Origin of the sequence: Gilliamella sp. B3172 (assembly GCF_026536465.1) — a bacterium.
GTDB lineage: Bacteria > Pseudomonadota > Gammaproteobacteria > Enterobacterales > Orbaceae > Gilliamella.
In genome coordinates this window covers 139,460-160,422 of record NZ_JAFNOA010000002.1, presented here as the reverse complement: position 1 = coordinate 160,422, position 20,963 = coordinate 139,460, and the positions used below count along the sequence as shown (strand labels likewise).

The window sequence follows — 20,963 nt, the reverse complement described above, 5'->3', positions numbered from 1 at the left end:
AACTTTGTTACACATCAAACCGTTATAACCATTGCTTGGCCCATTCGATCGGAATTTGATAATCAGCCGGCAATAATGGAATAAGTTTATCTAAAGAACGTATTAATTTTTCTGGCTGATTATGCGTTAAGTTAAGATGCCCTACTTTACGTCCTGCCCTTACCTCTTTTTCATACCAATGCAGGTGAACTAACTCATCAGTCAACCAATTGTAATTGAGGTCAGTACCAATTAAATTAACCATAACCGCCGGACTTGAAACATCAGGTTTAGGCATAGGTAAGTTTAATATCGCTCTCAGATGCAATTCAAATTGGCTGATAGATGCGCCATTTTGAGTCCAATGACCACTATTATGTACACGAGGTGCCAGCTCATTAATGAGTAGCTCATCACCTTTAACAAAACACTCCATCGCCATAACCCCAATATAGTTGAGTTTATGCATGATAGTTGCAAGCATTGTTTCTGCTTTAGTTTGTAGCTCCGGCGCTTGCTCCGCCAGTGCAACACTCATTTTTAATATGCCGTCTTGATGTAGGTTGTTGGTCAGTGGATAGAAGACAGTTTCACCTTGGGCATTACGGGCACCAATTAATGACATCTCTTTTTCAAATAAAATCGCTTGTTCAACGATAGCATGTTGATATATATCATCCGGTATATCTATTTCACTATTGATCCCAATGCGCCACTGTCCTCGACCGTCATAACCGCCGATTCGACGTTTTACAATTAGTCGTTCACCCAACTGATTAAACAGTGTTTGCCAGTCCTGTTTATCATTAAGTGGGCACCATTTTGCTGTGGGTAATCCTAGTTCATCCAGTAGTTGTTTTTGGGTTAGGCGATCAGCAATAATTGGGAAGATATTTCGATTAATAAACTGGGGATGATTGGCTAATAGCTGCGTAAAAGGGGTATCTGGCCAGCGTTCAATTTCAGCCGTAATGACTGAATGTTGATAAGGAATCGTATTTGGGTCATCATCTAGCCCCACAGGAAAGACTTTAATACCTAATGGTTCGCCAGCTTGTCTGAGCATGCGCCCTAATTGACCGTTGCCAAGCACACATACAGTTTGAGTTGTCATTTTATGCTTCTACTCTTGGATCAGGATTATTTAATACTTCATCGGTTTGGCTTAAGCGCCATGTCGATAATCGTTGATAAATGTCTTTATCATGTAATGCCAAAATTTGAGCCGCCAATAATGCTGCATTTGCTGCACCCGCTTTACCGATAGCTAATGTGCCAACCGGAATGCCTTTTGGCATTTGAACAATGGAATATAAACTATCTAAGCCACTTAATGCTGCGCTTTGTACCGGCACGCCCAATACCGGCACAAGCGTTTTTGCCGCTAACATACCGGGCAGATGAGCAGCTCCGCCAGCCCCGGCAATAATTACTTCAAATCCTCGTTGCTTTGCATCTTGAGCAAATTGAAATAATTTATCGGGTGTACGATGTGCTGAGACAATTTCGACATGATAAGTAATGGCTAATGCATCAAGGATATCAGCCGCATGTTGCATTGTGTTCCAATCACTTTTAGAGCCCATGACAATGGCTATTTTAGGTTGAATATGCATAGATATAGATGTGAAGATATCAAGTGTTAAGTGTACGAAAGTATACACTAAAATTTAATTATTGAGGATAAAAAAAAGCCAGTATTTGGGGGTAACTATATTTGATTGGACAAACGTAACTTGTTCACCGTTTACGTTTTAGGGACTTTGCCGTTAATTGATTATGAAACGATAAATAGCCCAATAGGGTTGATATCCGCCGACAGCCGTCGGCGGCAGTTGTTTTTAAATTACGGTTTTATTGCGGCAACAATTTTGATTTCAATTAAGTATTCATCTTTCATTAATCCAGCCTGTACGGTACAGCGAACTGGTGCACTTCCTTTTGCCACCCATTCATCCCATGCTTTATTCATAGCGGCGAAATCACTTTTGTTCACTAAAAAAATGGTTACATCTAAAAGTTGTGATTTGTCGCTATTAGCTCTTGCTAAGATTTGATCAATCTCTGCTAATGCGCTTTTGGTTTGCGCATAAGCATCATTAATCAAGTCACTCGGTACACTGGTGTAATAAATAACATTATTGTGGATCACCGCTTCAGACCAGCGATCAGCCGGGTCAATTCGTTTTATGGTCATCATATTTTCCTTTTTTGATGAATAATTAAGAGACTTTAATAAAATCGGCTCGCAATTGTTTTATCTCATCACGTAGTACGCCGGCTTTTTCAAACTCAAGATTTTGTGCTGCTTCGTACATCATCGCTTCAAGCTCTTTGACTCTTGCTTGAACTTCTTTCACCGATACATAGTTATACGATTTACCCGGTTCGAAGGCCTGTACTTTAGCAGTAGATTTTTTAGTGCTCAATCCGGCATCTAAAATATCTTTGATCTCTTTACGGACTGATTTTGGTGTTATGCCATGTTCAGTGTTGAAATCTTCCTGTTTTTTACGACGACGAGCGGTTTCATCAATGGTTTTTTGCATAGCTGGCGTAATTTTGTCCGCATATAATATTGCTCGACCATTAACATTACGAGCGGCACGGCCTACCGTTTGTATCAATGAACTTTCCGAACGTAAAAAGCCTTCTCTGTCAGCATCAAGTATTGCGATAAGGGAAACTTCAGGAATATCGAGCCCTTCTCGTAATAAGTTAATACCCACTAAAACATCAACTTTACCCAGACGTAAATCACGAATAATCTCCATTCGTTCAACAGTATTGATATCTGAGTGTAGATATTTAACTTTAACATTATGCTCAGAAAGATAATCAGTTAAGTTTTCTGCCATACGTTTAGTTAAGGTTGTCACCAGCACGCGTTCATCGTTACGCATCCGGATTTTGATTTCAGATAGTAGATCATCGACCTGAGTCGCAACCGGTCTAACCTCGATAATAGGATCAAGTAGTCCGGTTGGTCTAACCACCTGTTCAATAATCTCTCCACCAGATTTTTCAATTTCATATTTCGCTGGCGTTGCCGATACATAGATCGTTTGTGGCATTATATTTTCAAATTCTGAAAATTTTAATGGTCGATTATCTAATGCAGAAGGTAGACGAAAACCGTACTCAACCAAATTGAGCTTACGCGATCGGTCACCATTATACATAGCCCCTAACTGCGGTATCGCAACATGCGATTCATCAATAAATAATAAACCGTCAGCGGGTAGATAATCAAATAATGTTGCTGGCGGATCGCCCGGATTCCGTTGTGCCAAAAAGCGGGAATAGTTTTCTATCCCGGAACAGTATCCCAATTCGGTCATCATTTCGATATCAAATAAGGTACGTTGAGTTAATCGTTGTTCTTCTAAAAGACGATTATTATCTAATAGCACCTTTTGACGCTCTTTAAGCTCTTGCTTAATTTGCGCAATGGCATTATCCATGATATTTCTTGGCGTAACATAGTGCGTTTTTGGATAAATAGTAATGCGCGGCACTTCATTGATACTATTGCCAGTTAATGGATCGAACATGACTATCTTTTCAACTTCATCATCAAACAGTTCTACTCTTACCGCCAGTTCATCAGAATCAGCTGGGAAAATATCGATAACATCGCCTCTTACCCGAAACGTACCACGACTAAATCCGAGTTCATTTCGAGTATATTGCAACTCTGCTAATCGATTTAAGATTGAACGTTGATCGGTGATTGTTCCTCGAGTTAAATGCAAAATCATTGACATGTAAGTTTCAGGCGCACCTAACCCGTAAATAGCTGAAACCGAAGCAACAATTACCACATCACGTCTTTCTAATAGTGATTTGGTGGCAGAAAGGCGCATTTGTTCAATGTGCTCATTAATAGAAGCATCTTTTTCAATAAACGTATCTGTCGACGGTACATACGATTCAGGCTGATAATAATCATAGTAAGACACAAAATATTCAACGGCATTTTCTGGAAAGAAAGCTTTCATTTCGCCATAAAGTTGCGCTGCTAATGTTTTATTTGGCGCAAGAATTATTGTTGGGCGATTATGTTTAGCTATCACATTGGCCATGGTGAATGTTTTACCTGAACCTGTAACACCTAACAATGTTTGATGTGCAATTCCGTCATCAAGGTTTTGATTAATCCTACTTATTGCTGCTGGTTGATCACCAGCAGGTTTGAAATCGGAACATAATTTAAATTTTCTCATTACATCGCAACCTAATATTTTACCTATTAATAAAAATTATCCCCAAAAAGACTTGACCTTTTCAAATCTTATATTTTTTGTGCATTTGATATAAAAACGCATAAGAATAATAACGAAATGATAACTTGATTTATGCTAACTTATTGATAAATAACAATTTCACACTTCATGATTAAGTTGTAACCAAACCGAGTTAAAACCTGTTAGCCATTGAGGTCAGCACACTTTTCAATAATCTATTCACAGAGTTATCCACAGGCATCGGGGATAACTTCATAAGTATAACCTTTATAAACTTTTTTCATTTTTTCCGGTAAAATTTAACCATGACAAAAAAGTTTTTTTGATGATTTTTCCTATTTTTCAATTTCGGTTCAATAGGTTTTACCAAATACTTAATTTAATTTTTCAATTTTATATTGATAGCTAAAATCAACCTTGGGCACAAAAGTTAGTCGATGAGTGATGCATTTTGGCGCATCCTCGGCATGATGTGATACAAATAACAATTGTGTGTGTCCGTTATTGATTAAGCGATCAATCCAACGTTTAACTAATTCTCGATTTAAATGGTCAAGCCCCTGTAAAGGCTCATCCAAAATCAATAATGTTGGATGCTTCACCAGTGCTCGAGCAATTAATACCAGCCGTTGTTGCCCCCAAGACAGTGATTGAAACGGTTTATCCGCTTGCTGTGTTAATCCTAAAATTGATAACCACTCATCTGCCAGTTTCGACTGCTTATCACTAATAGCTTGATATACGCCAATTGAATCAAAATAGCCGGAAACTAATACATTTTTGACACTTGAACTAACACGATAGTCCAGGTGTAAACTGCTACTCACATAACCAATATGACGTTTAATATCCCAAATCGTTTCACCGGTTCCCCGTTTACGACCAAATAAAGTCAGATCATTATTATATCCCTGAGGATGATCACCGGTAACTAAACTTAACAACGTTGACTTACCCGCACCATTAGGGCCAACAATTTGCCAATTTTCATGAGCTTTAACTTGCCAGTTTAAACCTGCTATGATGACTTTGTCGTCATATTGAACATGTCCATTAATCAGATTAATACGATCTAAGGTATCGGATAGCGGTGCAGGTGATTGCTCGGGATCGGGCAAATCTGCGTTAGGCAAACTTTCAAGATCAGCCAGTAGTTTTACTGTTTCATCGTCTAATATTGTGTCTTTTAGTCCAAATTTCAATAGCTGGCAATCGGCTAATAAGCCAATATAGTTAACAAAAAGAGGGATTTCATTAAAGCGATTTAAAATCAATATGATAGTAATGCCTTGCTTAGATAACTCGCTTAACTTTTCTGCTAAATTTTCTCGGGATAATTGATCCAGTCCATCAAATGGCTCATCTAAAATTAATAATTCAGGCTTTGACATTAATGTTCGGCATATTAAGATTTTACGTGTTTCACCGGTGGATAGGTATTTAAAACGTCTATCTAAAAGATGAGCAATGCCAAATTGTTCTGCTAATTGCTGACAAAGTTTATCATCAACTGTTTTTTCTTGAATAATTTGCGCGGTAGTGAGTCCTGTATCATCCTCCCCTTCACTTAACATATCGGTATTATTACGTTTCCACTCCTCATCGATCAGTTTTTGTAGCTGTTCAAAAGAGATATGCGCTGAGGACTTAAATTGATTGTTAACCTGCCCGGACAATAATGATTGTTCAGAAGCTAGCGCTTTTGCCAGTACTGATTTGCCACTGCCATTACGCCCAACAAAAGCAACACTGGTTCCTTTATCGATTGTTAAAGATTCGATGATAAACACTTTATAATCATTGATTTTATAGTGTGCATTTTCAATATGTAACATAACTACCTCAATAAACTAAACTAATGTTGCGACAATAATGTGTTGGGGATCAATAGATAACGTGATTTGTTTGCCTACCGTTAAAGCGAGAGGTTCAATTTCACAGGTTAATTTACTGGCATAGAGCATTAAACCCGACGGTAATGAAATAGCAATTTCGCTCCACTGCCCCTCTTTGGTTATCGTTTCTACTTTACCGAGTAGACAATTTTGGTTGCTATCATTAAATTCAATTAAAGGCGCTTTAATTAATAAAAGAACAGATTTATCAATGCTTAATTTCAATCGTTCAATACTTTGCTGGGTGATATAAGCTTTTAACTCTGTCTGTTTATCATTCAACTTAACATCGATAAAGCCAGCAATAGTGTTCGTTTCAATCTGCTGCACGCTACCATATAATTGGTTACGCGCACTGGTTTGTAAGGATAATTTTGCCGTTGTCTTTAAAATATCATCAAGCGGTATCTCATCATCACTTAATATTTGAAAAGCGTTATGCTGAAGTTGTGTCAGCAGATCATAAAGTTGAATAAACCTAACGCCATAAGCGCTTAATTTTGTCCCGCCACCATTTTTACCACCAGTTGCGGTAATCAAAAAAGGTTTAGGGGCTAATTGATTGATTTCATTGATAGCATCCCAGGCAGTTCTGTAGCTAATGCCAATTGATTTTGCCGCCTGACTTAGAGAGCCAGTGTGCTCTATCGCTTTTAATAATGCAATACGTCTTGCATCAGTAAATAATTGCTGATTGAGTTTTAATGTTAATAATATTTCTGGCGAGAACATCTTGCTAACCCTTGATAAGCTTTACAGCGACTTTTTGCCTACAGATTAATCTATTTTAGACGCTTTTTGCCTAGGGTTCAAAGTCTGTACTTGTTGTTGGTCATTATATGATAATTTGGTAAATATTGTTTTATTTATTCAATTTGATTAACTATTGATCTTTAATTGTACTTTATAAATTTTTTTGATAGCATCGTTATGTATTATTTTATATAACGATGCTGTGGTTAAGTGATTAATCAATTTTATCGTTAAATTGTTGTCATCATGGAATTTGTGAGAGATTAAATGAAAACATTAACTGGATTTATTTTTGGATTGACAGCTTTGATACTGTCGTTTTCGGCTCTAGCTACACAAAAAGTAACGGTTTTTGCCGCTGCTTCGTTAACTAATGCTATGCAAGATATTGCTACAGCCTATAAAGCAGAGCATCAAGATGCAGAAATTGTCTTTTCATTTGCTTCCTCTTCAGTTTTAGCTAAGCAGATTGAACAAGGTGCCCCAGCCGATATTTTTATGTCAGCAGATCAAAAATGGATGACATATCTTATCGATCATCAGTTAACCAAAAATAAAGAAGATCTATTAAAAAATAGTTTAGTTCTTATTGCACCAAAGCAAGCGAAAATTGATCAAGTCGATATTAATAAAGATACTAATTGGCAAGCCATTTTACCCAAAGGCGAAAGATTAGCTATTGGTGATCCTCAACATGTGCCAGCCGGACTTTATGCTAAAGAGTCGTTAACTCATTTAGGTGTGTATGATAAGCTAGCGCCACAATTTGCCCCTGCCAGTAATGTCCGTGATGCATTAATGTTAGTTGAACGCAATGAAGCAGCTTTAGGTATTGTTTATAGTACGGATGCTAAAGTAAGTGATAAAGTGAAAATTGTTGGTACTTTCCCGGCTGATACTTTTGAATCGATTGAATATCCTATAACAATGTTAAAATCGGAAGCTAATGATTTTTATCAGTACTTAAAATCACCACAGGCTAAGGCGATTTTCGAAAAATATGGATTTATCACTAAATAATCTATTTTATTATGATATTAACGCAATTTGAATGGCAAACCTTACTGCTAAGCTTGAAAGTTGCCGGTGCGGCAATTTTATTTAGTCTGCCACTAGGCATTTTAACAGCTTGGATTTTAGCCCGCTGTCAATTTTGGGGAAAATCTCTCTTTGATAGCGTTGTCCATCTACCTTTAGTTTTGCCACCTGTTGTGTTAGGTTATCTGTTACTTTTGACAATGGGGCGTCATGGGGTAATTGGCGAGTGGTTAAATCATTTTTTCCATATTAGTTTCAGTTTTAATTGGCAAGGTGCAGCGTTGGCCTCTGCAGTGGTTGCTTTCCCGTTAATGGTACGGTCTATACGTTTAGCCATTGAATCTATCGATATTCGTTTAGAAAATGTAGCACGTACATTAGGCGCTAGCTCGTTACGTGTATTTGTTACAATCACCTTACCCTTAGCTTTTCCCGGTGTTTTAATGGGTATTGTTCTCGGGTTTGCTCGCTGTTTAGGTGAGTTTGGTGCGACCATAACTTTTGTCTCAAATATTCAGGGCGAAACACGAACTTTACCATTAGCTATGTATACCTTGCTGCAAATGCCTAATGGTGAATCAGCCGCACTGAGGTTGTGCATTATCTCGATAGTGTTATCACTGGTTGCCCTATTCTTATCTGAAATGTTAAACCGCTGGCATAAAAAGAAGCTGGCAGGGTGATCGGTTATGTTAAAATTAGCAGTGAGCAAACGACTCTCTTCATTTATTTTTGAATTTAACCATACCATAAACTGCCAAGGCGTAACTGCTGTTTTAGGCGTTTCAGGTTCGGGAAAATCAACCTTAATCAATCTTATTAACGGGTTAATCAAACCCGATCAGGGCTTTATTCAACTGAATGATGAAACATTAGTTGATATTGAACAACGACAGTTTATCTTACCGAATAAACGAGATATCGGTACGGTTTTTCAAGATGCTTTGCTTTTTCCCCATTTTACAGTTTCAAAAAATCTGACCTATGGCGCTAAAGGGATTAAGTCGCCCAAATTTGATGAAATTGTTGATGTGCTCAATATCAGCTCCCTATTAGATCGTTATCCGGCAATGTTATCAGGCGGTGAAAAACAGCGTGTTGCCATTGGGCGAGCATTACTTACTAATCCCAAATTACTGCTAATGGACGAGCCACTATCAGCATTGGATATGCCACGTAAAAGAGAATTATTGAGTTATATTGCCAAATTGGTTAGTGATTTTAATATACCTATTATCTATGTCACACATAATATCAACGAAGTGAAGTGTATAGCAGATGAAGTCGTCATTTTAGATCAGGGTCAATTACTTAATTTTGGAAAAACTGATGATATATTGCAAAGTGATTATTTAAAAGCGTGGTTATAAAGTGATACAGTTTCGCTGTTACTCTCTTGCTTAATGTACGAAACACCGTCATGCCAAGCGCCTAGAACGATTCTGCTAGCTTGACGACCATTAATTAAAAAGTGATGCGTAGCAGGTTTATGGGTATGGCCATGTATCATAATATTGGCGTTATGCTGTTTCATCATTGCTTCAACCGCTTGCTGGTTAACATCCATAATGTTTTCAGACTTGACTTGATTATGCGCACTGCTTTCTTGCCGTAATTTTCCGGCGATTTTCGTGCGAATCGTGCGTGGTAACAGTAAAAAGAGCTTTTGCAACCACTTATTATGCATCACTTTACGGAATTTTTGATATTGCCGATCGTCAATACAGAGTAGATCACCATGCAAAAAAAGGATATTTTGGTTTTGATTATCAATACAATTTACATCAGGCAATATCGTCATATCACACATTTTGGCGTACTTTTTTCCTAACAGAAAATCACGATTACCATGGACAAAAAATTTTTTGATATGGCGTTCTGTCAGAGATTGTAATGCGTCAGCCACTTTTTGATGTAACGGTGTATTGACATCATCACCAATCCAATAATCAAATAGATCGCCGAGTATGTAGAGTTCACAATGATCGGGGAGCTGCTCTAAGAAAGACAAAAAGCCTGCGGTGATATCGAAACAACCGCAGGCAGATGTATTGTCAGCAAGATGAATATCTGCAATAAAAAAGCGTGTTGGATTATTCAACCGTAACACTCTTGATTAAAACCTCTTCCACAGGAACATCAGAATGCATACCGGAACGCCCTGTTTTGACAGCTTTAATTTTATCAACAACATCCATACCGTCTACAACTTCCGCAAAAACGCAGTAGCCATAGCCATTGACATCAGATGAACGGTAATTGAGGTAGTCATTATCGACCACATTGATAAAAAATTGCGCCGTAGCAGAATGTGGATCAGAAGTACGCGCCATAGCTAATGTACCACGATTATTTTTTAAACCATTATCAGCTTCGTTTTTGATTGGCGCTTTGGTTTTCTTTTGTTGCATATCCGGCCCGAAACCACCACCTTGAATCATGAAATTATTAATCACTCGGTGGAAGATTGTATTATCGTAAAAACCCTCTTTGCAGTATTCAATAAAATTTTTTACCGTTTCCGGTGCTTTATCTTCATGGGTTTTAATTTTGATATCACCGTATGAAGTGTGAAATATAACCATAAAATGTTCCTTATTTTCATTTTTATTTTATTTTACATCTAAAAAATCTGAAATCTTGTGACATGGTATTGCCCTATCGACTAACTAAACTTTTCACAAGCTTCGAATGTGTTACTCATCAACATCGCTACTGTCATTGGGCCGACTCCACCAGGAACTGGGGTAATCCAACCTGCACGTTTAGCAGCTTCATCAAACTCGACATCCCCCACCAATTTACCATTGGCTAATCGGTTAATACCAACATCGATAACAATTGCACCCGGCTTAATCCATTCGCCTTTCACGTAATTGGCAATTCCCACTCCTGCAACAACAATATCAGCATTGCTGACATGTTTTGCTAAATCAACAGTGCGAGAATGAGTGATAGTTGTTGTACATCCTAATAATAATAACTCCAGTGCCATTGGGCGCCCGACGATACTTGAGGCACCCACTACCGTTGCATTAAGACCCGATAGGTTTACTCCGGTTGATTCTAACATCTTAACAACACCATAAGGGGTGCATGGGCGTAAAATAGGGTCTCGCTGTAATAAATGACCAATATTATAAGGGTGAAAACCATCGACATCTTTACGTGGATCTATGCGTTCAAGCACCTTAGTTTTATCAATATTGTCCGGTAATGGGAGTTGAACTAAAATACCATGTACCTCAGGACGTTGATTAAGTTCATCAATTAGCGCTAATAAATCAGCTTTTGTAGAGCTTGGAAAATCATAAGCAAATGAAGCAAAACCAACATCATCACAAGCTTTTTGCTTATTACTGACATAAATTTTAGATGCAGGGTCGGAGCCTACCTGTATAACTGCTAGCCCCGGAGGAGTTAATCCTTTTTCAACACGTGCTTTAACTTTACTCGCTATGTCATTGCGGATTTGTTGCGATAACGCTTTTCCATCAATTATTTGTGCACTCATAAGTCTTCATTTCTATGTTTACTGAAAATATTATTCTCGCAAAAGTTTTTATTAATGTCTATTCAGTTATGGTTGATTGGTTAAGTTCAGTCAATATTTGTTTATAATTTTGGTCAAAATTGGTTATAACTGAACAAATATTGGCTTCAAAAGCTTTAAGTTTAGGCTTTTGCGCCTTCCATTCGTTTTTGGAAATCTCTTTAATTGCACCCATATTTTTGAAAAAATTAAAATGCAAAATACTGCCACCGACCACATTATAAAAAATACGTTCGCCAATATCTTGTCCTTCTTTTTTTAGATTATTAAAATTTTCAAAGTGAAATTGAGTATTACCTTGTTCAGTGATAATGGCAGTATGAAGCAACTTGACCAAGCGTTTATACAATTTATTTAATTCACTTTTCAGCTCACTATCATCACTTAATTGATTTATTATAGCTTGATCAAAACTTGTCTTTATTTCAAGTAAAAGGTCTAAAGATTGTTGTTCAAGCTTAGGTAGCTGAATCCGAAAATCCTTTTGAAATTGGATTAATTTTTTTTGTAAGGCACGATTTGGCGTTATCGATTTTTGATTTAATATTACATTACCGTTTGGCAAAATAATCAAATCATCCTTTTTATTGTAAATATGCACACTCTCTTTGCTGATAGAGATGTCATAACTGGGTTTAACAGCACACTCTTTTTTAGCAGCATAGACACTCATGGGTAATAACAAAACGATTAATAATATTTTTTTTAACATATTTATATCCAATTAGTTAATTACAACCGATTATAGCTTTCGCTTATCAATAAACATAATAAATAATATTTATTTTTGCTATTTCAAGAAAAGTTTAGTTATAACAGGCTGACTAAAAAACAGTCTTTATTCTCTAATAATATAATCATATTATAAAAATAATGTTGCTGGCTGTTTCAAAAGTGCGATGAAATATATGAAAAAATAAGCAATCTAATTTTGGTGATCCACCTTAAGGCCTTTTTAACTTTCCAATTTGATTATCAATAGATATAATCTATTTAAACAAATATGTTTAACAACTTTTTTTTCTTCAAAACTAAAGTATAGTGAACATATCATTAATATCAATGAAAGAGGTGACAAATGTATACTGTAATTTTTGGTCGTCAAGGCTGTCCGTATTGCGTACGAGCGAAAGAGTTAGCCGAAAAATTATCGCAAGAACGTGATGATTTTTCTTATCGTTATGTCGACATTAATGCAGAAGGCATTACTAAAGAAGATCTTTCTAAAAGTGTGGGCAAGCCAGTTGAAACTGTGCCACAAATCTTTATTGATGAAAAACCAATTGGTGGATGCACTGACTTTGAAGCTTATGCTAAAGAGCATTTAGGTCTTTTCAAAGAGTAATCTTTCATCATCAAATTCTATTTAAAAGCCACTTAATTGTGGCTTTTTTTATCGCCCCAGTAACTTTTTCCATGTTACTTCGTTTCGTAAATAGGTGGGTTCAGCATCCTGTACATTTAGCCACTCATTGTTTTGCCATTTTTGTTCAGCAATGACAATCAAATCTTGAGCATCGGGCAGTAAAACATCACTTTGTTTAATGTTCGTTAACATATCCGGATAAGTTTGCCAGCCAGTACCTGCACAATAAGCTGAGCTGGTTATCGTTTGTATTTTGTCACCGACTTTTTCAGGTGCAACAACGCAAGGAGTGATAACCGCTTGCCATTGATCATCTATATAATGGTATTGTCCTAAGTAGACCTCGTTCATTCTGGCATCGATTGCTGCAATTACATCGGTTGCTTGTTTGTTACGATATGCCCCTTGAGCTAAAGTCATTAACGTTGATACACCTATCATTGGTTTATCAAGCCCCAATGCTAAACCTTGGGCGACCCCAATGCCAATTCGAACACCGGTAAAACTTCCGGGGCCTTGGCCAAAAGCAATAGCATCAACTTGAGAGAGTGAGCAGTCAGATTGGTGCAATATTTTATCTACCATAGGTAGTATTTGCTTAGTATGGTCTCTGGCTGAGATCATAAAATCAGAAGTGATTTCATTACGATAAAGTAAAGCGACCGAACAAGCTTCAGTTGAAGTATCAATTGCTAATATAGTACTCATTTTTTTCCCAAAAATTTTTGTCTTTTGTTAGTTCTTTGATAATAAGAAATTAATTACTTTATTTATATCTCGTGTTCTGGGTGAAGGCGGTAAACTATTAATAAATGTTGCACCGTATGGTCGCATGACCAGACGATTATCACAAATAATAATTGCACCACGATCATTATGGTGACGTATCAAGCGCCCGACACCTTGTTTTAAGGTGATCACCGCTTCTGGTAGTTGTACATCATTAAACGCATCGCCACCTTGCATTTGACAATCCTCCATACGCGCTTTAATAAGTGGATCGTCCGGAGATGTAAATGGTAACTTATCTATGATAACACATGATAGGGTATCGCCTCTAACATCTATCCCCTCCCAAAAGCTACTGGTAGCGATTAACAGTGCATTACCGCTGGCAACAAACTGATCTAATAATTTTACTTTGCTGGTTTCACCTTGAACCAGTACGGGTAATTGGGTCAGCTCTCTAAACTGCTTAGCCAATGCATTCATCATTGCATAAGAGGTACATAAAAAGAAACATCGCCCATTATTTGCTTCAATCACCGGCAATAGAATATTGACCAGTTTTTCCGCATTACCTTGTTCATTAGGTGAAGGAATATAGCGAGGCACACACATTATGGTTTGATGAGCATAATCAAAAGGGCTTTCTAGTATTAATGAGTCAGCATTGGTTAAGCCTAAACGTTTAGTAAAATAATCTAATTGATTATTGACTGACAAAGTAGCAGAGGTAAATATCCAACTGCCTTTTCGTTCCGCTAATAATTCGGTGAACTTATCAGCAACCGATAATGGTGTTAATGCAAAGAGAAAGTAGTTAAGACTACTTTCATACCAATAACTATAGCCGGTGGTGTTGATCTCTTGAAGTCGTTTTAACAGCAAAGTATATTGGCTTACTCTATCAAAACAGTTATCGAGCGTTGAAGAACGACCAATAGCTAATAACATCACTTCGTGACAAAAGTTTAGCGCATCAAAAAGATAAGATAATTCTTGTTTTACAGCAGGTTGATTAAATAAAGTACGTAAATTACCTTTGGGTGCTTGCTGATTAATGACCAACCGTAAATCTTGAGTGCATTTTTGAAGTTTATCGGCACACTGTTGTAGTTGAGCCATGTCTTTGACTTCGGTACGATAACAAAGGGTAATTTCTTTGGCTAAATCAAAAAGTTGTCTACTTGTTAATTGTTCGCCGAAATAATGACAAGCTAAATCTGGAAGTTGATGCGCTTCATCAAAAATCATCACATCAGCTTTAGGTATGAGTTCGCCAAATCCCGTGTCTTTTACTACCACATCCGCTAAAAATAGATGATGATTGACAACAACAACATCCGCATTTAATGCTCGCTTTCGGGCTTTGACGACATAGCAATCGTTATAATGTTCACAATCACTTCCAAGACAACTATCATTAGTGCTGGTTAAAATAGGCCAAATCGGATTACCCTCAGTAACCGTGGTGCATTTACTGATATCGCCATCTTTGGTTTTAATCGACCAGTTTTTGACCCTAGCCAAATCAACACGTAAATCTTTATTGAGATCACCGGCGGCGGCATATTGATGATACAAACGTTCTAAACAAAGATAGTTCGATCTCCCTTTCAGTAACGAGATTTTACCCGTGTAATTTAATGCCTTTTTGATAATCGGTAGATCTTTACTAAATAGTTGTTCTTGTAAGTTTTTAGATCCTGTTGAAAGTATCACTTTCTTTTCACTGCGCAAGGCAGGTACAAGATAAGCGAAAGTTTTACCCGTTCCGGTACCTGCTTCAACCACAAGAGCATGCTGTTTTTCTATCGATTCGGAAACTTTACTCGCCATGTTGCGTTGTGGCTCTCTTGCCACAAAGCCGTCTATCGCTTTAGCCAGTAAACCATTTTCTGCAAAATCATCAATCACTTAACATGCACCTGATAAAAAGATAAATTCAACACATTAATCAAAATAAGAAAATCTATTTAGGAATATTAAAACGCAATGAAAGTTTAGTACTTTCATTTATGCTGATATGAATTTATTTTATAGAATTGAACAATTAACCACTTAAATAAGTGGCATACTATACCAATAACCGAAAGAAAAAGATATACAGGATTAGTTTACACATCGACTAAATCATATTTTTATGCCTAATAATCAATTGATTAAATATTACTGAAAGATGAATAATCGTTAAATCATAAACGTTTGGATAAGCCAATATTGATTAATATTTCAATTAATTTTTCTCAGAGAGAGAATCGCATTTTATTTCAGCAATTTGGTTTTTAAATAGATCAAATAGTGACCTATCCCGGACAAATATTTTTTTTGTTTAAACATCAATCGAGAGTAAGCCCGTATTGATGAGGTTTTCTTTGCACAGTAGAGTGGTAAACAATCATTTCGCCATGGGGATTGTTCTAAATAGTTGTCAAACAATCTGGAGCGATATGGCTGATGCCATGGCTTATTTTTAGTGATGTAATGGATAAGAACCGTATCTTGTGGCACATTGGCATCTTCATTACCATTAACCGATAATGCAAGCAAATTATTATACTTTTGCGGCAAGATAAATCTTTTTTCACCAATAGCAATATTTAACACATCTTGATCAGGAAATTGGTATTTTTCACCACTATTTAAAAGTTTTAATGTCTTAGATGTGATATCTTGCTGACACCAAAGTGGCACATTAATTAACATAACACCTGAATTGAAATACGTGCCAAATATAACATCATATTTAGCGCATTGTGATTGTTGCATATAGGGCATATCAGCAACGGCTGCTACAATAATAGAATCTAAATTAATTTGTTCAATTAAATCCAATTTTTTAATACAAAGCGTATCACTATCAATATACAATAATTTGGTAGCAATATCTTTTAAGATCATTGGCGCTATCAATCTGACGCAAGCGGCAATAGGAAATTGTTCGGTATTTTTTTTATCAATTTTAAACTGATCATTAATCACATATTCAGTTATAGCAACATCATTAGCTTTGATAAGAGAGAGTTTCTTTCTATTTTCATCATTTAGATTATGGGTAAAAAGATGAAAATGAATTGGCTGTTTTTGATTATTTTCAATAACCGAAATAATATCGACTCCAGCAGATAAAGCGTAGTTATCATCAAAACATAAAAGAATATGCAATACGTGTTTAGCATCTGAAAAAGCACAAGACAATAATTCATTTTTTTTATTAATAAATGCATCAACATTAATCACAATCTAACCCTTAATGTTTTTTACAAGCTTTATGTTTTAGATAAAGGAGATAATATTTAATAGCGGCAAAATATTTGTGTTGACTGGCAAGTAATTTTGCATATCGTCTGGTTGTAGAAGGTGCATTTTCATTCGCTACTAATAATTTATCGTTTGCCCACGGTGAGGATGACAAATATCGTTGATAAAGTGGTGTTAAATATAATTGGTACCATGGTTTATTGCCAGTCACATAATGAATTATCACCCCATCATTACCGATCATATTATCTTCTTTTCCGCCTACCGTTAATGAGGTAAGAATATTAAAACGTTTAGGTAAAAATACTGTTTTACCTTGCATCAAAATATTTAATACATCTTGATCAGCAAACTTATATACTTTACCGCTATTTATCATAGCAAACGCTTTATCGGTAAGATTATTATCTACCCACATATCAGTATTAATATAGATCATTCCGGCATTAAAATATTCACCGTAAGGGATATCACAAGCTGGGCATTGCTTTTCCTGTGTTTTATCAACATCAGGTACGACTGCTGCATATTTATCACTTAAATCAGTGTGAATTAATTCATTGAGATTATTTGTACAAAGTACATCGCAATCTAAATATAAAACTCGCGAAGTCACTTTATTTAATATCTGAGGAACGACAAATCGTAAGCAGGTTGAGGCTGATACATGCAATACTAATGTATCAGGATTAATCGAAAAATCATCCCCAATTTCATAACAAATTATGCTAACATTATCGTTGTTTAGTTGATTAAATCTTGATATTTTTTCATTAGTTACATTATTAGCAAACAAATGGAATACCAGATTCTTATCCAAATTATTTGAGATAACCGAAGACATCGCTATTCCTGCTGGCATTGCATAATTGTCATCAAAACAAAATGCAATATGTGTGGTTTCTAAAGATGCTTGAGCATTTTCAAATAATGTAGTGATTTTTTTGATAAAAAGATTTTCTTTCATTTTTTACTAATATTTAAGGATGATTTTAGAAAATTTGAAATAACATTGTAACATACGTTAAATTAAACAATGAAGTAATAATCAATTTTATATTGACATATTAATTGGGTAATGACTAAATATCATAATAGGTTATTTAAGAGTGTCTGAAATGAATAATATTATTAATATCGCATATTGTACTGATTCAAATTATCTTGAACATGTAGGCGTGTCGATAAGCTCTATAGTACATAATAATCTCAATAATAATATTCATTTTCATGTTTTTTTGTATGATGTTTCGCAAGAGGAACAACAGAAGTTACAACAACTTAGCTCTTCAATTACGCTATATTCAATTCCTGTAGAAGAGTTGACAAAATATTCTGATACTCAAAATAACAAAGTCAAACATATCAATCGGTCGATGTATATACGACTATCAGTTCCCAGACTATTAAATGGTATTGTTGATAAATTCATTTATCTTGATGCCGATACTTTATGTTTTGCTGATATTTCTTCAATTTTAGATATCAATATAGATTCAGTGATATGTGCTGTAACGCCCGATTCATTGGATAAACAAAATATGTTGAAAAATCAGGAAAGACTTCAACTTAATTCAACCAAATATTTTAACTCGGGCCTTTTATATATTAATGTTCATAAGTGGATTGAGTTTGATATTGAAAACAAAGTTAATCAGATACTACTTTCTTCTGAAAACAAAAATCTAGTCTATCCTGATCAAGATGCTTTAAATATCGTATTAGAAAATCAAGTTTTATGGATAGATCCAAAATGGAATTATTTATTTACCTGGATGAATGATAAGCAAAAAGAGACATTTTTTTACGATAAAGCGTCTTTACCGTGCATAATTCATTTCACTGGTGCAAGGAAGATGTGGTATCAAGAACACACCGGACTTGCACAAAATTTGTATAATTTTTATAAATACTTCACCCCTTGGGCAAATACCCCTCTTAAAAGTTATAAGCATAAAATGCGGGTTAATGATTATCGTATTTATGCTAAGTCCTTTTTTAAGAAAGGGCAATTTTTTACAAGCCTAAAGTATTTTCTTACTTATATTAAGTTAAAAATAGTGAAAAATAATTAAACTAGTTTTCTTAACAAATATAAATAATAGAATTTAATCGATAAGCTAAATTGTTTTTCTTTGAAACAGTGTTTTGCATAATTGCGTAACCATGATTTCTTTAATGCAAGCGGTCGAGGAGTATTGTTCCAAGGCGATAGAGCATGATAGCTTTGAAATAACTGAGAGTTAAATGTCTGATACCATGGCTTGTATCCAGTAACATAGTGTAATAACACGGTGTAAGGTGCTATCGCTTTTTCTTCATTACAAGGGAAAGTAATATGAATTTTAGTATTATATTTGATAGGTAATAATAATGTTTTATTCTCTAGCAGAATATTTAAAACGTCCTGATCGGCAAAGTGATAAATATTTCCGTCGTTGACCTTCTCAATACATTTATTAGTAAGATCATCTTGCATCCATTTTTCAGAATTTATCAATAAAACTCCTGAATTAAAGTATCTTTCAGAATCAATATTATATAATTGCTTTATTTTGTTTTGCATCGGCTTATCATCGGATATCACCGCAGCAACATAATTTGAAATATCAGTATTATATAATTCTGAAATAGGCTTCAAACAAAGAATATCACTATCGATATAGAGAAATTTCTTAGTTTGTGAATACAATAAAGCTGGTAAAATAAAACGAACACAGGATACAGCTGATAAATAACCAAGTACTAATGTATTGGGATTAATTTCAAAATTATCATTTAAATAATAGATTTTAATAGTGACTTGTTGATTAACTAATTCTTTAAACTTATTTATATTTTCTAATGAAACATTATCGACTAAAAGATGAAAACAAAAACATGAAGAGCTATTGTTTTTTATCACAGAAGTTATTGTTACCCCAGCAGGCATTGCATAATTATCATCAAAGGCTAATGCTATGTGCAACATATTTGAATTTGGTTCATTACTTTCTGAAAAAGTCTCCATTTTATTTACAAATTTCTTCCAATCAAACATACATCATTCTCAATTAATTTTTCTATCTGAATAAAGTTCTTACCACTTATAAATAATCGTTTAAAATAAATTGATAATTTATAGAAAGGATTTTTACATTGTGCTAATATTTTAGAATATAAAGTGAACATTTGAAACCATGCTATCATACAAAGTTACAAAAGAAATAATAAAAATCATAACTTTTCCTATTTTTCTATCTCCGGTTAGAAAAAAAGTTAAAAATTACCTAAAAAACGAAGTTTTTAATCTGCCTTATCGTAAGCAGAAAGAATTTTATGATCATATTGTTAAATATTGTAGTCATACTGCTCAAATGAATTGCGAAGCAGCTTTTACCCCTCCGGAGCAATTACCGATATGGCAAATTTGGTTTCAAGGTGAAGCTAGCGCACCAAATATTGTTAAATTGTGTTTCGAAAGCGTGGAAAAGTATGCTGGCGACCGTAAAATTATTCGGCTAACAGAAGAAAATTATCTTGATTATATTGAGTTGCCAGAATATATCATTGAAAAATATAAAAAAGGCATTATCACGCCAGTACATTTATCAGATATTATTCGAGTTTGCTTATTGGCAAAATATGGCGGTACTTGGATTGATGCGACAGTTTTATTAACTCATAAGATACCACCCCAAATTCTTCAATCCAATTTTTTTGCTTTTCGCATTACTAAAGACAGTGCTTGGTTTGATTGCCACACATATCTGGCATTTGCTAGTTGGTTTATGCATTCTCAACCTAATAATAACTTAATGTGTAGTGTGAGAAACGCCCTTTTTGATTATTGGAAAAATGAAGATAAAATTATTGATTACTTTCTAATATATTTTATTTTTAGATGCCTCATTGATGAGCACAAATGTTTAGCAGATGAATGGAATGCCTCAATTAACTTAATTGAAGAACCGACTCACCTAATGCAATTATCTTTTAATGAAGACTTTTGCTTAGAAAAATTAGAAGAAATCAAAAATAAATCTTCTATACATAAATTAACCTATCGTTATAAAGATAAAGTTAATGGCTCATTTTTAGATAGGTTTTTTAAAGAAAAAGATCTGTTTTATTAAATCTTTCTTGCTCCTAATCTTATTTTTTAGCTA

The 20,963-nt window shown here is 35.2% G+C and carries 21 protein-coding genes; 6 read left to right on the top strand and 15 right to left on the bottom strand.

The window, feature by feature from the left end; translation table 11 throughout:
- Positions 1-22: 22 nt before the first annotated feature.
- The 6 genes from purK to J3U37_RS03420 form a co-directional block, all read right to left on the bottom strand.
- Positions 23-1,093 (bottom strand): 5-(carboxyamino)imidazole ribonucleotide synthase, encoded by a 1,071-nt coding sequence (purK, locus tag J3U37_RS03445; protein ID WP_267373377.1) that lies wholly within the window; start codon positions 1,091-1,093, stop codon positions 23-25.
- Between the two features lies 1 nt (position 1,094).
- Positions 1,095-1,595: a 5-(carboxyamino)imidazole ribonucleotide mutase gene (purE, locus tag J3U37_RS03440; protein WP_267335899.1), complete on the bottom strand. Its 501-nt coding sequence runs from the start codon at positions 1,593-1,595 to the stop codon at positions 1,095-1,097.
- A 230-nt stretch (positions 1,596-1,825) separates the two neighbouring features.
- On the bottom strand, positions 1,826-2,176 hold the full coding sequence (locus tag J3U37_RS03435; protein WP_220219623.1) for a RidA family protein: 351 nt from the start codon (positions 2,174-2,176) through the stop codon (positions 1,826-1,828).
- A 25-nt stretch (positions 2,177-2,201) separates the two neighbouring features.
- The gene (uvrB, locus tag J3U37_RS03430) at positions 2,202-4,205 is read right to left on the bottom strand and encodes an excinuclease ABC subunit UvrB (RefSeq protein ID WP_267328733.1); all 2,004 of its coding nucleotides are present in this window, start codon (positions 4,203-4,205) and stop codon (positions 2,202-2,204) included.
- Between the two features lie 395 nt (positions 4,206-4,600).
- Positions 4,601-6,061 carry a molybdate ABC transporter ATP-binding protein ModF gene (modF, locus tag J3U37_RS03425; protein ID WP_267373375.1) on the bottom strand — a complete coding sequence of 487 codons (1,461 nt, stop codon included), beginning with the start codon at positions 6,059-6,061 and terminating at the stop codon, positions 4,601-4,603.
- 15 nt (positions 6,062-6,076) lie between these two features.
- Positions 6,077-6,853 carry a TOBE domain-containing protein gene (locus J3U37_RS03420; RefSeq protein WP_267373374.1) on the bottom strand — a complete coding sequence of 259 codons (777 nt, stop codon included), beginning with the start codon at positions 6,851-6,853 and terminating at the stop codon, positions 6,077-6,079.
- A 288-nt stretch (positions 6,854-7,141) separates the two neighbouring features.
- On the opposite strand from J3U37_RS03420, the gene modA reads away from it, so the two are divergent.
- From modA to modC, 3 genes are read left to right on the top strand one after another with little or no spacing between them, the layout of a single operon-like run.
- Positions 7,142-7,894, top strand: coding sequence for a molybdate ABC transporter substrate-binding protein (gene modA / locus J3U37_RS03415; RefSeq protein ID WP_267328730.1), 753 nt, complete (start codon positions 7,142-7,144; stop codon positions 7,892-7,894).
- A gap of 11 nt (positions 7,895-7,905) precedes the next feature.
- Complete coding sequence (gene modB / locus J3U37_RS03410; RefSeq protein WP_220219239.1) at positions 7,906-8,595, top strand: molybdate ABC transporter permease subunit; 690 nt, start codon at positions 7,906-7,908, stop codon at positions 8,593-8,595.
- Positions 8,596-8,601: 6 nt separating this feature from the next.
- Positions 8,602-9,282, top strand: coding sequence for a molybdenum ABC transporter ATP-binding protein (gene modC / locus J3U37_RS03405; RefSeq protein ID WP_267373372.1), 681 nt, complete (start codon positions 8,602-8,604; stop codon positions 9,280-9,282).
- Here the strand turns inward: modC and J3U37_RS03400 are convergent.
- The 4 genes from J3U37_RS03400 to J3U37_RS03385 all read right to left on the bottom strand — a co-directional run bounded on the left by J3U37_RS03400 (position 9,261) and on the right by J3U37_RS03385 (position 12,177).
- Positions 9,261-10,013, bottom strand: coding sequence for a UDP-2,3-diacylglucosamine diphosphatase (locus J3U37_RS03400; RefSeq protein ID WP_267373370.1), 753 nt, complete (start codon positions 10,011-10,013; stop codon positions 9,261-9,263). The genes modC and J3U37_RS03400 overlap by 22 nt on opposite strands.
- Positions 10,006-10,497 carry a peptidylprolyl isomerase B gene (ppiB, locus tag J3U37_RS03395; protein WP_267328727.1) on the bottom strand — a complete coding sequence of 164 codons (492 nt, stop codon included), beginning with the start codon at positions 10,495-10,497 and terminating at the stop codon, positions 10,006-10,008. Before ppiB ends, J3U37_RS03400 begins: the two co-directional genes overlap by 8 nt.
- A gap of 80 nt (positions 10,498-10,577) precedes the next feature.
- Positions 10,578-11,426: a bifunctional methylenetetrahydrofolate dehydrogenase/methenyltetrahydrofolate cyclohydrolase FolD gene (folD, locus tag J3U37_RS03390; protein WP_267373368.1), complete on the bottom strand. Its 849-nt coding sequence runs from the start codon at positions 11,424-11,426 to the stop codon at positions 10,578-10,580.
- Between the two features lie 58 nt (positions 11,427-11,484).
- Positions 11,485-12,177 (bottom strand): hypothetical protein, encoded by a 693-nt coding sequence (locus J3U37_RS03385; protein WP_267373367.1) that lies wholly within the window; start codon positions 12,175-12,177, stop codon positions 11,485-11,487.
- Between the two features lie 366 nt (positions 12,178-12,543).
- Here J3U37_RS03385 and J3U37_RS03380 point away from each other — a divergent pair, with 366 nt between their 5' ends.
- Positions 12,544-12,810 carry a GrxA family glutaredoxin gene (locus J3U37_RS03380; protein ID WP_034912061.1) on the top strand — a complete coding sequence of 89 codons (267 nt, stop codon included), beginning with the start codon at positions 12,544-12,546 and terminating at the stop codon, positions 12,808-12,810.
- 48 nt (positions 12,811-12,858) lie between these two features.
- Here J3U37_RS03380 and tsaB read toward each other — a convergent pair whose 3' ends face one another.
- The 4 genes from tsaB to J3U37_RS03360 all read right to left on the bottom strand — a co-directional run bounded on the left by tsaB (position 12,859) and on the right by J3U37_RS03360 (position 17,782).
- Entirely contained in the window at positions 12,859-13,539 is a 681-nt protein-coding gene (gene tsaB / locus J3U37_RS03375) for a tRNA (adenosine(37)-N6)-threonylcarbamoyltransferase complex dimerization subunit type 1 TsaB (RefSeq protein WP_267373366.1), read from the bottom strand.
- A gap of 27 nt (positions 13,540-13,566) precedes the next feature.
- Positions 13,567-15,471: an ATP-dependent DNA helicase gene (locus tag J3U37_RS03370; protein ID WP_267373365.1), complete on the bottom strand. Its 1,905-nt coding sequence runs from the start codon at positions 15,469-15,471 to the stop codon at positions 13,567-13,569.
- 348 nt (positions 15,472-15,819) lie between these two features.
- Positions 15,820-16,794, bottom strand: a complete 975-nt coding sequence (locus J3U37_RS03365) for a glycosyltransferase family 8 protein (protein WP_220219231.1) — start codon at positions 16,792-16,794, stop codon at positions 15,820-15,822.
- 10 nt (positions 16,795-16,804) lie between these two features.
- Positions 16,805-17,782, bottom strand: a complete 978-nt coding sequence (locus tag J3U37_RS03360; protein ID WP_267373363.1) for a glycosyltransferase family 8 protein — start codon at positions 17,780-17,782, stop codon at positions 16,805-16,807.
- A gap of 151 nt (positions 17,783-17,933) precedes the next feature.
- Between J3U37_RS03360 and J3U37_RS03355 the strand changes: the two genes are divergently transcribed.
- Positions 17,934-18,890 (top strand): glycosyltransferase family 8 protein, encoded by a 957-nt coding sequence (locus J3U37_RS03355; RefSeq protein WP_267328722.1) that lies wholly within the window; start codon positions 17,934-17,936, stop codon positions 18,888-18,890.
- Here J3U37_RS03355 and J3U37_RS03350 read toward each other — a convergent pair.
- Positions 18,887-19,855 carry a glycosyltransferase family 8 protein gene (locus tag J3U37_RS03350; RefSeq protein WP_267373362.1) on the bottom strand — a complete coding sequence of 323 codons (969 nt, stop codon included), beginning with the start codon at positions 19,853-19,855 and terminating at the stop codon, positions 18,887-18,889. The genes J3U37_RS03355 and J3U37_RS03350 overlap by 4 nt on opposite strands.
- A gap of 139 nt (positions 19,856-19,994) precedes the next feature.
- On the opposite strand from J3U37_RS03350, the gene J3U37_RS03345 reads away from it, so the two are divergent.
- Positions 19,995-20,930 carry a capsular polysaccharide synthesis protein gene (locus tag J3U37_RS03345; RefSeq protein WP_267373361.1) on the top strand — a complete coding sequence of 312 codons (936 nt, stop codon included), beginning with the start codon at positions 19,995-19,997 and terminating at the stop codon, positions 20,928-20,930.
- The last annotated feature ends 33 nt before the right edge of the window (positions 20,931-20,963 follow it).

Coding starts and splice junctions, on each gene's coding strand:
- purK (WP_267373377.1), bottom strand. CDS start 1,093: ATGACAACTCAAACTGTATGTGTGCTTGGCAACGGTCAATTAGGGCGC.
- purE (WP_267335899.1), bottom strand. CDS start 1,595: ATGCATATTCAACCTAAAATAGCCATTGTCATGGGCTCTAAAAGTGAT.
- J3U37_RS03435 (WP_220219623.1), bottom strand. CDS start 2,176: ATGACCATAAAACGAATTGACCCGGCTGATCGCTGGTCTGAAGCGGTG.
- uvrB (WP_267328733.1), bottom strand. CDS start 4,205: ATGAGAAAATTTAAATTATGTTCCGATTTCAAACCTGCTGGTGATCAA.
- modF (WP_267373375.1), bottom strand. CDS start 6,061: ATGTTACATATTGAAAATGCACACTATAAAATCAATGATTATAAAGTG.
- J3U37_RS03420 (WP_267373374.1), bottom strand. CDS start 6,853: ATGTTCTCGCCAGAAATATTATTAACATTAAAACTCAATCAGCAATTA.
- modA (WP_267328730.1), top strand. CDS start 7,142: ATGAAAACATTAACTGGATTTATTTTTGGATTGACAGCTTTGATACTG.
- modB (WP_220219239.1), top strand. CDS start 7,906: ATGATATTAACGCAATTTGAATGGCAAACCTTACTGCTAAGCTTGAAA.
- modC (WP_267373372.1), top strand. CDS start 8,602: ATGTTAAAATTAGCAGTGAGCAAACGACTCTCTTCATTTATTTTTGAA.
- ppiB (WP_267328727.1), bottom strand. CDS start 10,497: ATGGTTATATTTCACACTTCATACGGTGATATCAAAATTAAAACCCAT.
- folD (WP_267373368.1), bottom strand. CDS start 11,426: ATGAGTGCACAAATAATTGATGGAAAAGCGTTATCGCAACAAATCCGC.
- J3U37_RS03385 (WP_267373367.1), bottom strand. CDS start 12,177: ATGTTAAAAAAAATATTATTAATCGTTTTGTTATTACCCATGAGTGTC.
- J3U37_RS03380 (WP_034912061.1), top strand. CDS start 12,544: ATGTATACTGTAATTTTTGGTCGTCAAGGCTGTCCGTATTGCGTACGA.
- tsaB (WP_267373366.1), bottom strand. CDS start 13,539: ATGAGTACTATATTAGCAATTGATACTTCAACTGAAGCTTGTTCGGTC.
- J3U37_RS03360 (WP_267373363.1), bottom strand. CDS start 17,782: ATGAAAGAAAATCTTTTTATCAAAAAAATCACTACATTATTTGAAAAT.
- J3U37_RS03355 (WP_267328722.1), top strand. CDS start 17,934: ATGAATAATATTATTAATATCGCATATTGTACTGATTCAAATTATCTT.
- J3U37_RS03350 (WP_267373362.1), bottom strand. CDS start 19,855: ATGTTTGATTGGAAGAAATTTGTAAATAAAATGGAGACTTTTTCAGAA.
- J3U37_RS03345 (WP_267373361.1), top strand. CDS start 19,995: ATGCTATCATACAAAGTTACAAAAGAAATAATAAAAATCATAACTTTT.